The following is a 13,728-nucleotide window of genomic DNA, read 5'->3' as shown; positions in this document are numbered from 1 at the left end:
CCGATGACCTCGCCCACCGCACCGGAACCCGTGCGCGCCGGCGCGGAGGCCGATCGCGTGCAGGTGCTGGGCGGAGGATTGATGGGCCTGGCCGTGGCCCACGCCCTGGCGCGACGCGCCATCCCGGTGACCGTGCTCAGCCGCCGCCGCAGCGAAGCGGCGGGCTTCGTGGCGGCCGGCATGCTGGCGCCCCATGCCGAGGGACTCAGCGGAGCGCTGCTGGCGCTGGGCCAGCGCAGCCTGGCACTGGTGCCCGAGTGGGTGGCCACGGTGGAAGCCGACAGCGGTCTGCCCTGCGGCCTGCGGCCCTGCGGCATCGTGGTGCCCTTCCGTGATGCCGCGGCCCGGGACGCCTACCCCACGGCGGCATGGGGCACCCCACTGGATCGCCGCGGGCTGGAGCAGGAGGTGCCCGGGATCGGTGCCGCCTGGCAGGCCGCCCTGCTGTTCGGCCAGGACGGGCAGATCGACAACCGACGCCAGCTGATGCGGGCTCTGGAGCGGGCCTGCGTCGAGCGGGCCGTGCGCTTCGAGGAGGGCACCGAGGTGGTGGAGCTGCTGCGGGAGACCGGCAGCGGTGCCCTCAGCGGCCTGCGGCTGCAGCGGGCCAACGGCCAGACCCTGACGATGGCAAGCCGGAGGGCCGTGCTCTGCGGCGGCGCCTGGAGCGCGCGGCTGCTGCCGGAGCTGCCGGTGTTTCCGGTCAAGGGGCAGATGCTCTCCCTGCAGGCCCCGCGCCAGGCACTGAGCCGGGTGATCTTCGGCCCCGGCACTTACCTGGTGCCCCGCGAGGACGGCCTGCTGGTGGTGGGAGCCACCAGCGAGGCCGGCGCCGGCTTTGCCGATGGGCTGACACCGGCCGGCCAGCGGCAGCTGGAGCTGGGCCTCACCGCCCTGCTGCCGGAGGCGGCGCGCTGGCCGCCGATGGAGCGCTGGTGGGGGTTCCGGCCCTGCACCCCCGATGAGGGTCCTCTGCTGGGCGAGAGCCCCGTCCCCGGGCTCTCCCTCGCCTGCGGCCACCACCGCAACGGGGTGCTGCTGGCGGCGGTCACCGCCCGGCTACTGGCCGATCGCCTCAGCGGAAACGGACTGGCGAAACCCAGCGATCCCGACCTGGACGCCTTCTCCTGGCGCCGCTTCTCCAGCGAGCGGATCGATCCTCAGGCTCCCTCCGCCGGCGCCTGAGGCGCACCGGAACCGGCCCCATCGGCGGCGGCCTTCCCCTCAAGCGTGAACACCTCAACCGGACCCATGCCCTTCACCTCCCTGGGCCCGAGGGAGCGGCAGGGCAGGCACGGCTGCACGAGCCGTGCGGTCTCCCCGTCAACCAGCACATCCACCTGCACCGAGCGAGTCAGCCCCTCGAGTCGGCTGGCCAGGTTGACCGTGTCGCCGATCACGGAGAGGCCGCCGAGCTGGGCCCCGCCGATGCCGCCCGCCACCACCGACCCGCTGGCGATGCCGATGCCGCTGCCCAGGGGCCGCAGGCCCTGCGTTGACCAGAGCCGATTGAGCGCCTCGAGCTCCTGCTGCATGTCAAGAGCGCAGCGCAGCGCCGCCTCCGCCTCGCGGGCCTCTCCACGGCCCCGGGGCACTCCGAACACCGCCATCACCGCATCCCCGATGAACTTGTCGAGGAAGCCGCCGTGGCGCCATACCACCGAGCGCATGCGATCGAGGTAAGAGTTGAGCTGCAGCAGGTGCTCCTGCACCTGGCCGTCGCGGGTGCGCTGCCGGGTCAGCTGGGTGAAGCCCTGCAGATCCGAGAACAGCACCGACACCGGCAGAAGCCGGCCGGCGAACAGCTGCTCCATGTCCTCGGGTTCCGAGAGCATCGGCCCCACCACGGCCGGATCCACACACCGCTCCAGCCAGCGGCGGGTCAGACGCCGCTTCAGGGCGGTGCGGCGGAACGCACCGGCGCCGTAGGCCAGGGAACTGACCACGAAGCTTGCGGGAGGGGTCAGCAGCGGCAGCCAGACATGGCGCCGGTCCATCAGCACGACCACCAGGGCGAACCAGACCAGGGCACAGGCCAGAGGAACCGTCAGACGCCAGCTCAAGCCGTCCCGGCTGAGGGCCAGGAGCAGACCGGCGAGCACCACGGCACCGGTCAGGGCTCCGCGCCCCGCGGGCTGCAGCGGCCAGCTGCGCAATCCATCGCCAAGGGCCGCATTGGCGGTGGCCGTGGCGAGCACCTCCACGCCGGACACCGGGCCAAAGGGCGAGGGCAGCGCGCCCAGCGCACTGCCCCCCTCGGCAATCACCGAGCCCACGATCACCAGCGCTCCGTCCAGACGCCGGCGGCAGGGATGCAGGGCCCACTGCTGGGGGTCGATCACGTTCTTGGCCGAGAGCCGCAGAAAGCCCTCGCCGCTGGGCGCGCAGTCCTCAGCGATGGGAGTGGGCTCGGGTTCCGGCCCGTAGAAGTTGATGCTCTGGCTGGCCAGATCGTCGGCAACACGACGGTCCGCCTGACGGAGGATGGCTTCCGGCAGGGACCGCAGCACCGGGGCTCCGGGCGGCGTTTCAGCCGCATCGACGTAGTGGGCGGGCTGCAGAAAGCGGCCGCCGCGAACCGGGGGGAACACGTTGCTCAGGCCGAGCCCGAGCCAGGGCAGACGGGGGTCGTCCGCCGCGTCGGGAAGCAGCAGGGCCAGGCCGCCGGCACCGAGCGCATCCTCGATCTCCACCATCTCGGCGGCGAGCACCAGCTGCTGCGGACGGCGGGCCAGTCCATCCCGGAAGAGGCGCTCGTCCTCGGGGCCCCGGCCGCTTGGGCCGGCGAACACCACGTTGAGCGCCACCACCTCGGCTCCGGCCTCCAGGAGGGGCGTCACCAGATCGATGTAGCGGGCCCGGGGCCAGGGCCAGAACTCCAGGCCCTCCGCCCAGGGCGGAACCGGGTCCTGGGCGGCCTGCCATTCCCCCTCGGCCAGGGTGGCGTCATCGATCACCACCTGAACGATCTCAGCGGGCGCCCGCCGTGGTCCCCGCCAGCGCTGGACCTGATCCTCCAGATTCCTCTCCACCGCTCTCCAGGGGCGGCAGACCCGGGCCGGACACGCTCCGAGAGCCGCCGCCGCCGCCGAGAGCACCACGGCCACCACAACCAGTGGTCCCGGCCGCCGCAGGCCCATCAGTGCCGCCTCTCAGTTCCAGCCCTGGAGACAGGACCCATCAGAACAGCCGGAAACCACCGGTCGGGATGCGCGGCGTGGGGATTGATCGCCCGGCACCGGGGATGGAGGGGAAGGTCAGGCTGGGGTATCTGGAACGCACGTACGACTCCAGGCTCAGACGGCCGGGCAGAGGCACGGCGTAGCCCCGGAAGAGCGGTCCTCCCAGGATCCGCCGGTAATCGCTCTCCAGCAGATCGGTCAGCTCCCGCAGCAACCCCTGCGGGGTCAGTGCGGCCTTCTCGCCCGCGGCGACCACCACGGGCTCCTCGTCCGGATCGACGGCTCCACCTTCCTCAATCGTGGGCTGCACCTCCACCTCACCCTCCAGAACCGAGAGCTCGGAACTGCCGTCCTCGGAGACCGAGAGCACGTAGTTGGTGCCCCGCACGCTCATCCGGGCCGAGCGCGTGCAGCCGTTCTGGCGCCCCGAGACCAGGATCTCACCGCTCTGAAGGCGGTAGCAGCCGGCGCCGAGCTGCAGCAGGGAGAAGCGGTTGAGCCGGCCGGCCGCGCCGCTGTCGAACAGCAACTGCCCCCTGCTGTTGCGAGTGCTCACCGACTGGGGCTGCCGGGCGACCTGGTTGAGCCGGGCCTGGCGCGCGTCCACATACATCTCCCGGCCATCCAGAATCTCCTGGATCTCCGCCGATTCCGACGCTGCGGCCGGCAGACCCGGCAGCAGCGCCAGAGGAACCGTGACGGCCGCGAGGACAAGCCTCAGGCCGGCTTCTGCCGGCCGGGAGGACAACCCGGACGAGACGGAGTGGTGCATGCCGGTGGTGTGGAACGCGGCCAGGATCGGGACACCCACGGGCTCAAGGCAAGAGCCCGCAAGGGATGTTGACGACCTCAGGGTTCCACGCGCCAGGTCTGATCAGACGGGCTCCACTCATTCAGCTCTTCCGGGCGGAACCAGAGTCCGATCTCGAAGGCGGCCGTCTCCGGGCCATCGGAGCCATGGACGATGTTTCGGCCGATGTCGACGGCGAAGTCACCACGGATCGTGCCGGGCTCGGCTTCATGGGGCTTGGTCGCGCCGATCATCTTGCGGCCGCAGGCGATCACATTGTTGCCCTCCCAGACCATGGCCACCACCGGACCGCTGGTCATGAAATCGACCAGCCCGGAGAAGAACGGCCGGCTGCTGTGCACTTCGTAGTGCTTCTCGGCGAGGTCGCGGCCGGGAGTCAGCTGCTTCAGGGCCACCAGCTTGAACCCCTTGCGCTCGAAGCGACCGAGGATCTCAGCCACCAGTCCGCGCTGAACGCCATCCGGTTTGATGGCGATGAAGGTGCGCTCGGTTGCCATGGATCGTTGCGATGTGAGCACCATCCTTTGCTCTCAACGGCCCCTCTGACAAGAACGGGGATCACCCCTGCTCGTTGAGGCCCTCCAGGCCGAACACCGCCACCGGCTCCGGCCAGCCCTTGACCGGATGGGCACCGAGCGGGGTCACCTGCACCGCCGCGCCCAGCAGCTCCCGCAGCTCGCCGCTGATCAGGATCGGATGCTCGGGGAAGCGGCGGGTCAGCCCCTCAAGACGGCTGGCCACGTTCACCGCAGCTCCGATCACCGTGAATTCGAGGCGCTGGGATGAGCCCAGGTTGCCGGCGATCACCTCCCCCACATGCAGCCCGATGCCCTGCCTGAGGGTCGGTTGCCCCTGCTCGTCAAGCTGCCGGTTGAGCGCCTCGAGGCTGCGCTGCATGGCCAGGGCCGCCCGCACGGCCGCCAGGGCCTCCTCACGGTCCCCGCGACTGCGCGGCACACCGAACTCGGCCATCAGGGCATCACCGATGAACTTGTCGAGCAGACCGTCCTCGGCCAGCACCGCCGCCGCCAGTCCCTCGAAATAGCGATTGAGCAGGACGAAGAGCTCATCAGCGGCCAGGCGTGCGCTCAGGGGCGTGAAGCCGACCAGATCGGTGAACAGCACGACGCAGCGGGTGCGCTGCCCTCCCAGCTGGGTTCCCAGTGGACCGGGATCCCGCAGGATCGTGCGCAGCAGGTTGGGGGAGATGCGGCGCGCCAGCACCTGATGCAGGTAGGCCCGTTCTCGGCTCTCCCGCCGCCAGGCCAGCGCCGCCTTGCAACCTCCGCCGGCCAGGGGCGCGACCAGAGCGGCAGCCAGCGGCGTCCAGCGCCTGAACCCGCTCCATGCCACCACGCCGAGCAGCACGGCCAGAGCCAGCAGCAGGCCGGTGCTTCGCACCACGGCGGCGGTGGAGCGGGACCGGTGCAACGCCGTGCCGCAGAGCAGCAACCAGCCCAGCAGCAGCACGGTGACCAACGGCTCCGGCGCGGGCCGGGAACCATCGCCGGCCATCACGGTGGCCAGGGCCGCCGCCTGCACCAGCGTGCCGCTCATGGGGCCGAAGGGCGTTTCCTGCTGATCGCCCAGCTCCGGCGCCGTGGCGCCGAAGACCACGGTGCGTCCCTGCCAGAGCGCGTCGGGCTGCTCGGGAACCTGCCAGGCCGGAATCTGCGGCCAGTCCCAGGCGGGGCCGGGGAAATTGATGCCGAGGGGAGTCCGGGATGACGCGCGCCGGGCCGCCACGAAGGCCAGCGCCTCGGGCCTGGGTGGGGAGAACGACCCGAGCTGCTCCTCCAGCCAGAGGTCACCGGGGATGGCCTCGGCCTGCCCGCGCGCGGTCTGCAGCAGGGTGCTCAGGCCGACCCTCGGCCAGGCCAGGAAAGGGCGCAACAGTCGGCCCTGCTCGACCCCAGCCTCCTCAATCCGGTCATAGGAGGCAGCCAGCACCACCCGATCCCTCCAGGGAGCCAGGCGGGCCTGAAAGGCCAGATCATCCTCGGGGCCGAAGCTGCTGGGGACGGCCAGAACGATGTTGAAGACCACCTGTTCGGCGCCACGTTCAAGGGCGTGAACGGCCAGATCAGCCTGCAGAGCCCGCGGCCAGGGCCAGGGTCCCATCCGGCTCCAGAGCGGAGAAGCCTCTCGATCGGCCTCCTCCATCAGAGCAGGGAGCGCCAGTGATTCACTGTCGATCGCGAGAATCAGCAGATCGTCGGGAATGGGCCGGGGCCCTCGCAGACGAAAAGCGAGGCTGCGCAGGTCCTGATCGAGGCTGCGCAGCAGCCGGCCGGGAGGCAGACCAGCCAGACGGGGCAGTCCCGCCAGCAGAGGCAACACCAGCAGCAGCCCCCAGAGCGCACCGGTCCGGGAGCCGCCGGCGCCTGTCACGGCGCCACAGCAGCCGGCGCCCGCTGCAACACAGCCTCCACCTCGGGCATGGTCTCCATCGGAGCAGTGAAGCCGTTGAGCAGAATGCTGTTGCTGCGCCGGCGACGAGCCTGCTCACGGTTGAGCAGGGTGGGGGCGGACCAGGTGTCGTTGCCGGCTCTGAAGGTGGTCAGCTGTCCGCCGGTCAGCTCAATCTCCTCCCCGGCATTGGTGGTGAGGCTCACCTCCCCTTCCCAGCTCAGGAAGATGACCTCATCACCGCGGTCATCGATGAACAGAGTGGTGCCCTGGATCGACGCGGTTCCCACCCGGGTCTTGACCCTGAGAGGTGCTCGCCGGGTCGCCCCCGGGTTGATCCACGCGATCAGCTGCCCTTTGCGCAGATCGAGGCTGTCGCCACTGATGCGCAGCACGGCATCGCCACCCATGCGGAAACTGCGGCCGTCCTGAAGCCGCACCTGCATGCGACCTGGCTTGGATGTGCGCAGACGGGTCCGGTCGGACAAGCCGGCTCCTGCGCGGGCCGCAGACTCCCTGGCCCCCGGAGGCTGCACGAAGGCCGGGCGCGTGGCCACCTCAACAACGCTGCCCTTCGGAGCCGCGAAGGCCGGCAGGGGATGCACTCCCCTGACCGCAGCGCCAAGCACAGCGGCAGTGAGAGCCGCGGCAAGGGCCGCCCGGGGACGGGATCGGCCTGAAGGGCACACTGTGGACATGGACGATCTCGCGGTGAACCGAAACTCCCGCTTCAGTGTGACTCTCTAAATTCGACCGGGCATCCCCAGGCATGGTCCGCTCCACACAACAGCCCGTGCAGTCAGACGTCACCACGTCGGCGTGGACCGTTGCCGACAGCGTGCGGCTGTACGACCTCGAGAGCTGGGGCGAGCCCTACTTCGGCGTCAACGCTCGAGGTCACGTGCTGGTGCAACCCCGCGGCGACCGTGGCGGATCGATCGATCTCGTGGAGCTGGTGAGAGGCCTGCAGGGCCGCAACCTGTCGCTGCCCATGCTGATCCGCTTCGACGACATCCTGGAGGATCGGCTCGAACGGCTCCACTCCGCCTTCGAGCGGGCGATCGCTCAATACGACTACCCAGGTCGGTACCAGGGCGTGTTCCCTGTGAAATGCAATCAGCAGCGGCATCTGGTGGAGCAGCTGATCGAGAGCGGCCGCCGATGGCACTTCGGCCTTGAGGCTGGCAGCAAGGCGGAACTGCTCATCGCCCTGTCGTTGCTCGACGACCCGGAGGCCCTCCTGATCTGCAACGGCTACAAGGACCGACGGTATGTGGAGACCGCCATCCTGGCCCGTCAGCTGGGGCGCCAGCCGGTGGTGGTCATCGAGCAGGCCGACGAGGTGGAGCGAATCATCGAGGCCAGCCGGGATCTCGGAAAGGCGCCGCTGATCGGACTCCGGGCCAAACTGGCCAGCCGGGGCAGCGGCCGGTGGGGCAGCTCGGTGGGAGATCGGGCCAAGTTCGGCCTGTCGGTGCCCGACCTGGTGCGAACGGTGACCTGCCTGGCTGAGGCCGGATTGCTGGATGCGCTGCGACTGCTCCATTTCCACATCGGTAGCCAGATCGCCGACATTGCCGTCCTCAAGGACGCTCTGCAGGAGGCGGGCCAGATCTATGTGGAGCTGATGCGGTTGGGCGCCCCGATGGGCTACCTCGATGTGGGTGGCGGTCTGGGCGTGGACTACGACGGCAGCCGCACCGCCACCGCGGCCTCCACCAATTACTCACTACAGAACTACGCCAACGACGTGGTGGCCACCGTGCGGGACTGCTGCACCCCACATGGCTTGCCCGTTCCCACGCTGGTCAGCGAAAGCGGTCGGGCCATCGCCAGCCACTGCTCTCTTCTGGTGTTCGATGTGCTGGGCTGCACGTCGGTGCCGGCCGCGGTTCCAGAGGTCGCGCCGCAGGAGGCCGTGATCCTGCGCAATCTTCGCGAGACCCTGGCCGGCCTGGAACTCGACCCGGCGGAAGCCAGCCCGGCCCACCTCCAGGAGGCATGGAACGACGCCATCAAGTTCCGGGATGACGCCCTTTCGGCCTTCCGACTCGGGTATCTCAGCCTCACTGAACGCGCCTGCGCTGAACAGCTGACCTGGGCCTGCGCTCAGCGGATCCGGGAGCACTCCGCGTCCCTGGGCGACGAATCACGACCCGAGGAGCTACGACAGCTGGATCAGGTGCTGGCCAGCACGTACTACGGCAACCTCTCGATCTTTCGTTCAGCACCCGACACCTGGGCGATCGACCAGCTGTTCCCGGTCATGCCGATCCACCGGCTTGATGAGCGGCCCACACGCCTCGGCCAATTCGCCGACCTGACCTGCGATTCCGATGGGAAGCTGGCCCGCTTTGTGAACAAAGGGGGCGCCAAGGACCTGCTGGAACTCCACGACATGCGCCCGGGAGAGCCGTACTGGATCGGCCTGTTTCTGGGAGGGGCCTACCAGGAGGTGATGGGCAACCTGCACAATCTCTTCGGGTGCACCAACAGCGTGCACATCCGCCTGGCCACAGGCGGTGCCTACCAGGTGGATCACGTGGTGAAGGGCGACAGCACCAGCGATGTGCTCGAAGCGGTGGAACACGATCCGGAGGCCCTGCTGGAGCGACTGCGCCTGGCCGGAGAAACCGCGATTGCCTCCGGCCAATTGCAGATCAGCGAAGCCAGACGGCTCATCGATCATGTGGAGAGCAGCCTGCGTCAGACCACCTACCTTCAATCCTGAGGGGCGCATACCTGAGCAGGCCGGCGCATGGGCAAGCCCGACCCGTGCGTCAGGCTCTGTCAGAGATACTGGTCGATATCGACCTCGTCGATCTGATCCGGGTGGAGAAAGCGATTGGCGTAGAGGCGATACACACCGGAACGAAGAAAGAGGGCAAACAGATCAGGATCAATATGGCTGCGGTCTCGGAAGCCGGCGAGAATTCGAATCGAGTCTGAGAGGGTCTTCGCAGGCTTGTAGGGGCGGTCCCCTGCGGTCAGCGCCTCGAAGATGTCTGCAATGGTCATGATGCGCGCCCGCACAGAGAGCTGGTCGCCTTTCAGCCGACGCGGATAACCGCGTCCATCGAGCGTCTCGTGGTGCGTGCCGGCGATGTCCACCACGCGGGACAGCCCCGGGGGGAAGGGCATGTTCTCGAGCATGATGATCGTCTGCACGATGTGCTCATTGATCTTGTAACGCTCCTCTGGCGTGAGGGTGCCTCGGGAGATGGAAAGGTTGTGAATCTCCCCCTGGTTGTAGAGCAACTCAGGGATGTCCATCCGAAAGCCATAGCGCTCATCCGGCACGGAATGAGCGTCGCGCGGGATGCGATGCCAGGACTTATCGCACAACAAACGCTCCTCGACCGGAAGCTCCACGTAAAGCGGATCACCACAGCCAGCGACCCGTCGCTCCCGCTCTGCCCAGGAGAGACCAAGGCCATCGTCAAAATGACGCAACCAGGTCTGCTGACCAATGACCTTCAGCCGCTCAATCTTGTCAGGCCCGAAAGATTCGGCGCCAATGTTAGCGTCACAGATAAAGATGTAATCCTCTTCCAGCTGCCGCTTGCGGGCAGCATAGACTTCATCCAGAATCTTTGGATCACGAGCCTCAAGATGCCCCCTGAGTCGATCAATCTCAGCATCTCTCAGTAGCACCTCGAAGCGAGTGCGTATTTCGTGAATGCGGTTGTAGATCGTTTCAAGCTTGGTGGCCTTGTCGACCACATATTCTGGCGTTGTGATCTTGCCGCAGTCGTGCAGGTAAGCACCAATACGGAATTCACGCCATTCATCCTCACCTCCCATGCTGAAGCCGGCCAGAGGACCTTCAGTTGCGCGGTCGGCCTCTGTGGCCAGCATCACAGCCAGCTCGGGAACTCTCTCGCAGTGGCCACCTGTGTAGGGGCTCTTGGCGTCAATGGCACCCGCCAGCAATGCCACCATCGAATCGATCAGCTTCTCCTGGGCATCCAGAAGCTGGGTCCGCTCCACGCACACCGCGGCCTGACTAGCCAGGGCTTCGATCAACTGACGATCAAAACCGTCGTAGGGACGGGTATTCGTCGTGACCGTCTCAGGCGTGATGACAGCGTCACCGTCGTGCTTGCGATTGATGAGCTGCACCACGCCAACAACCTTGCCCGTGGTGGACTTCATCGGCACCATCAGCATGGAGCGGGCCTTGTAATTGAGGTTGCGATCCATCGTGGGATCGAATTGATAGGGGAGATCCGGATCCAGGGCGTAGACATCCTCAATGTTGAGGATCTCACCAGCCAGAGCACTCCAGCCCACAAGTCGGTCGGGCGTCAGGGGAAAGCGAAGCTCCATCAACTCACCCTCCAGCCCGCTGATCTGGCCATCGCCTTCCGCACGGCGATCGAGCGTGTGGTTCTGAGAGGCCGCGAACCACAGGGTCTCGACCGCGTGGGGATCGCGGCGGAGATCCGGACGCTCGACAAGAAAGATGCTGCCGGCATCGCTGCACGTGAGCCGCCGACAGGTGCGCAGAATCAGCTGCAGAAGAGTGCGGAGGTCCTTGGCATCGCTGAGGGCCGTGGCGATCCCCAGCACTTCTACCAGCGCCTGCTGCGGCGGTCCCGGCAGGACAGCGGGTGGCGATGCCATCAGTTCACTCGCACGCGCCGCTCCACCCTAGGCAGGCTCCCCGCCTGCGCCCAGTGGGATGGCGGCCATGGCCCACGGGCGACAGTGTCCGTACACTTCCCCCATGACGGTGCAGCCGCTGAAGGCGAAGGATCGGGCAAAGCGCCTGTTCCGGCGGAGCATCCGTTTCAACCTTCTTGCGCCCTACGCCATTGCCGCGCTCCTCACGGGGGGTCTGTGGAGGAGCCAGGTGGCCGAATCGCTGGACCTGCTCATCTACGACGTGGTCACCGAAGCCCGGCCGGCCCGATCAGCCGACGACGTGCCGATCACAATCATCAACATCAGCGAGTCTGACATCAGCCGTCAGGGCTGGCCGATTGATGACCGGCTCTTCTGCGATGCCATGGATCGGCTCGTGGCGATGGGCGCAACCGCCATCGGACTGGACATCTACAGGAATGTGGGTGTGGGGCCGGACCAGGAGTGCTTGCGCCAACGCGCCCGTGAGCTCCCCCAGCTCGTGACCATCTTCAATGCCATCGGCGGAGTGGATCCGGTGCCGGGCACCCCGCCCGAACGCCAGGCCTACAACGACATGGTGGTGGATGCCGACGGGGTGATCCGACGGGACCTGGTGCATGTGGGCGGTCAGGACGAAGCGACGGTGGCGCTGCCACTGCGTCTGGCCTCCATTCACCTGGGGATGCCGGACCTGCCGATCCAGGTGGAGTCCGGCGCGCTGCCGATCCCATGGTTGAACATCGGCGCCGGCGGCTATCAGGAGCGAGAGGAGACCGGTGCGGGATATCAGAAGATGATGGCGTACCACCAGCCCGGCAGCTTCCGCAACCACAACATCAGCGATCTGCTGGACGGGAAGGTGCCCGAAGAGGACATCCGCGGCCGTGTGGTGTTCATCGGCAGCACCGCCCCCTCCCTCAGGGACAGCTTTGAAGTGCCACACAGCCGCTTTCGCACCGGCAGCGAGAACTTCCTGGGTGACAACAAGTTCCTGATGCCCGGGGTGGAACTGCACTCCCATCGGCTCGCCAGCATCCTCTCAACGGTGGCAGGCAATGGTGACCGGCACGTCTGGACATCCGCCAACTGGCTTGATCGCCTCTTGCTGGGACTGTCCGTGGCTGGCGGCCTGCTGCTGGGTGAATCGGTGCCCTCGCTGCGGCGAGGAGCCCTGCTCGGAGGCGTGGTCATCCCTCTGCTTCTGGCAGGGGGGGCCCTTCTGGTCTGGATGCGGGTCTGGGTGGGCCTGGTGTTGCCCACCGGAACCATGCTCATCTGGGCCGGCGCCGGCTGGGTGAGACGGGGAGCGGCGAGCCAGCAGCAGCGTCAGCAGATTCAGAAGCTGCTCGGCCAGACCACCTCCCCTGAGGTGGCCGCCCAGTTGTGGGCGCAGCGGGACGAACTCCTCAGCGGGGGGCGATTCGAGGGGCGACAGATTCCCGTCACGATTCTGTTCACCGACATCGCCGGTTTCACCACGGTGTCCGAAGGGATGAAGCCTCCTGAGCTGCTGGCCTGGCTGAATCGCGGCATGGAGCGCTTCGTCCCGGCCATCACAGAGCGCAGCGGCATGGTGAACAAGTTCACCGGCGATGGCCTGCTCGCGGTGTTCGGCGCCCCACTCAGCGGGGGTATCGCCCGTGACGCGCAGGCTGCCGTGGAAGCGGCCCAGGCCATTCGCGAGCACCTCAGGGAATTGAACATGGACCTGAGCCGACAGGGCCTGCCCACCATGCGCATGCGCATCGGCATCCACACCGGCGATGTGTTGGCCGGATCCATGGGCAGCCGGGAGCGGTTGGAGTACGCCGTGATCGGTGACACGGTGAACTGTGCCTCCCGCCTCGAGAGCATCGAGAAATCGCGCCAGGGTGGGGTCTGCCGAGTGCTCGCCTCGTCCACCACCTGCCGGCTGCTCAATGACCAGGAGCATCTGAACTGGCAGGCCTGGGGCAAGCTGCAGGTCAAGGGCCGCAGCGAACCGCTCGATATTTGGGAACTGGCCGTCAGCGAGCCGGCAGCGGCTCCGGGCACAGAACTGGCAGCTGGTCCGGCCAGTCCGGACTGATCAGAGCCTCAAGATCAAAGCGGTTGGCCACCTCCGTGACCGCGACGCTCTCGCCGCAGGCGGAGCCCAACCAGTCGAGATGGGCCGCCGTGGACTGATCCGACGGCTCAATCGCTTTCACCAGAAGCGTTTCCGCCGCCGGAGCCACCGCCCGGACGAACCCGAACAAACCACCACCGGGTTCCTCCTCAGGTTGACAGACATAGCTGGAGCGCCAGAGCAGCGGCGCGGTCACAGCCGGGGCCGGGAACAGCAGCAGGGAGGCCGGCGCTCGACCCAGATCCCGGCTCAGGCTGGTCAAGCCGGAGCCGGGATCTGGAGAAGGCGTCCCAGCGGCGTCATCGGGACGGAAGCTCACGAGCAGGGGGCGTGGTTCCCGGGCAGGGCCCTGGAGCACGGCCAGGTGCCCCCCGACGGGCGGGGCATAGGTGCTGTCCGGCGGCACCAGATTGACCAGAACACGGGCAGAGCAGTCGCCCCGGGTCCCGGGTTTGATCCTCTTCTCGGGAAACTGACGGCGCCGATCGCTCGCCTCGGCAGTCGCTGAGAAAAGCAAGACCACCAGGAGCAGGGTGCAGGGCCACCGTGCAGCCCGTGAAGCGGACGACCCATGGTGGGCGCGGGATCGC

At 67.7% G+C, this 13,728-nt stretch carries 10 protein-coding genes; 3 read left to right on the top strand and 7 right to left on the bottom strand.

The genetic code is table 11. The features are described from left to right. The first annotated feature begins 3 nt into the window (after nt 1-3). Nucleotides 4-1,185 (top strand): FAD-binding oxidoreductase, encoded by a 1,182-nt coding sequence (locus tag EVJ50_RS11645; protein ID WP_150884137.1) that lies wholly within the window; start codon nt 4-6, stop codon nt 1,183-1,185. Here the strand turns inward: EVJ50_RS11645 and EVJ50_RS11640 are convergent. From EVJ50_RS11640 to EVJ50_RS11620, 5 genes are all read right to left on the bottom strand, one after another. Then, nucleotides 1,161-3,140, bottom strand: coding sequence for an adenylate/guanylate cyclase domain-containing protein (locus tag EVJ50_RS11640; protein ID WP_150884134.1), 1,980 nt, complete (start codon nt 3,138-3,140; stop codon nt 1,161-1,163). The genes EVJ50_RS11645 and EVJ50_RS11640 overlap by 25 nt on opposite strands. 40 nt (nt 3,141-3,180) lie before the next feature. Next, nucleotides 3,181-3,993 (bottom strand): FecR domain-containing protein, encoded by an 813-nt coding sequence (locus tag EVJ50_RS11635; RefSeq protein WP_150884131.1) that lies wholly within the window; start codon nt 3,991-3,993, stop codon nt 3,181-3,183. Between the two features lie 38 nt (nt 3,994-4,031). Further along, the gene (gene ndk / locus EVJ50_RS11630; protein ID WP_150884129.1) at nt 4,032-4,490 is read right to left on the bottom strand and encodes a nucleoside-diphosphate kinase; all 459 of its coding nucleotides are present in this window, start codon (nt 4,488-4,490) and stop codon (nt 4,032-4,034) included. 61 nt (nt 4,491-4,551) lie between these two features. Beyond that, the gene (locus EVJ50_RS11625; protein WP_150884127.1) at nt 4,552-6,384 is read right to left on the bottom strand and encodes an adenylate/guanylate cyclase domain-containing protein; all 1,833 of its coding nucleotides are present in this window, start codon (nt 6,382-6,384) and stop codon (nt 4,552-4,554) included. Beyond that, on the bottom strand, nt 6,381-7,007 hold the full coding sequence (locus tag EVJ50_RS11620) for a FecR family protein (protein ID WP_191964766.1): 627 nt from the start codon (nt 7,005-7,007) through the stop codon (nt 6,381-6,383). Before EVJ50_RS11620 ends, EVJ50_RS11625 begins: the two co-directional genes overlap by 4 nt. Before the next feature lie 164 nt (nt 7,008-7,171). Between EVJ50_RS11620 and speA the strand changes: the two genes are divergently transcribed. Next, complete coding sequence (gene speA, locus EVJ50_RS11615) at nt 7,172-9,133, top strand: biosynthetic arginine decarboxylase (RefSeq protein ID WP_150884122.1); 1,962 nt, start codon at nt 7,172-7,174, stop codon at nt 9,131-9,133. Nucleotides 9,134-9,192: 59 nt separating this feature from the next. On the opposite strand, the gene EVJ50_RS11610 is transcribed toward speA, so the two are convergent. Further along, nucleotides 9,193-11,028 (bottom strand): HD family phosphohydrolase, encoded by a 1,836-nt coding sequence (locus EVJ50_RS11610; RefSeq protein ID WP_150884119.1) that lies wholly within the window; start codon nt 11,026-11,028, stop codon nt 9,193-9,195. A gap of 103 nt (nt 11,029-11,131) precedes the next feature. Between EVJ50_RS11610 and EVJ50_RS11605 the strand changes: the two genes are divergently transcribed. After that, nucleotides 11,132-13,099, top strand: coding sequence for a CHASE2 domain-containing protein (locus EVJ50_RS11605; RefSeq protein ID WP_191964765.1), 1,968 nt, complete (start codon nt 11,132-11,134; stop codon nt 13,097-13,099). Here the strand turns inward: EVJ50_RS11605 and EVJ50_RS11600 are convergent. Next, on the bottom strand, nt 13,038-13,400 hold the full coding sequence (locus tag EVJ50_RS11600) for a hypothetical protein (RefSeq protein WP_191964764.1): 363 nt from the start codon (nt 13,398-13,400) through the stop codon (nt 13,038-13,040). The two genes, EVJ50_RS11605 and EVJ50_RS11600, sit on opposite strands and share 62 nt — an antisense overlap. Nucleotides 13,401-13,728 lie beyond the last annotated feature (328 nt).

The organism is Synechococcus sp. RSCCF101, assembly GCF_008807075.1.
Classification (GTDB): Bacteria; Cyanobacteriota; Cyanobacteriia; order PCC-6307; family Cyanobiaceae; genus RSCCF101.
Note: the sequence above shows the minus strand (reverse complement) of the source record. Positions and strands in the feature narration are given on the sequence as shown.

Excerpts from the sequence above, each read along its gene's own strand:
- EVJ50_RS11645 (WP_150884137.1), top strand. The coding sequence starts at position 4 with ATGACCTCGCCCACCGCACCGGAACCCGTGCGCGCCGGCGCGGAGGCC.
- EVJ50_RS11640 (WP_150884134.1), bottom strand. The coding sequence starts at position 3,140 with ATGGGCCTGCGGCGGCCGGGACCACTGGTTGTGGTGGCCGTGGTGCTC.
- ndk (WP_150884129.1), bottom strand. The coding sequence starts at position 4,490 with ATGGCAACCGAGCGCACCTTCATCGCCATCAAACCGGATGGCGTTCAG.
- speA (WP_150884122.1), top strand. The coding sequence starts at position 7,172 with ATGGTCCGCTCCACACAACAGCCCGTGCAGTCAGACGTCACCACGTCG.
- EVJ50_RS11610 (WP_150884119.1), bottom strand. The coding sequence starts at position 11,028 with ATGGCATCGCCACCCGCTGTCCTGCCGGGACCGCCGCAGCAGGCGCTG.
- EVJ50_RS11605 (WP_191964765.1), top strand. The coding sequence starts at position 11,132 with ATGACGGTGCAGCCGCTGAAGGCGAAGGATCGGGCAAAGCGCCTGTTC.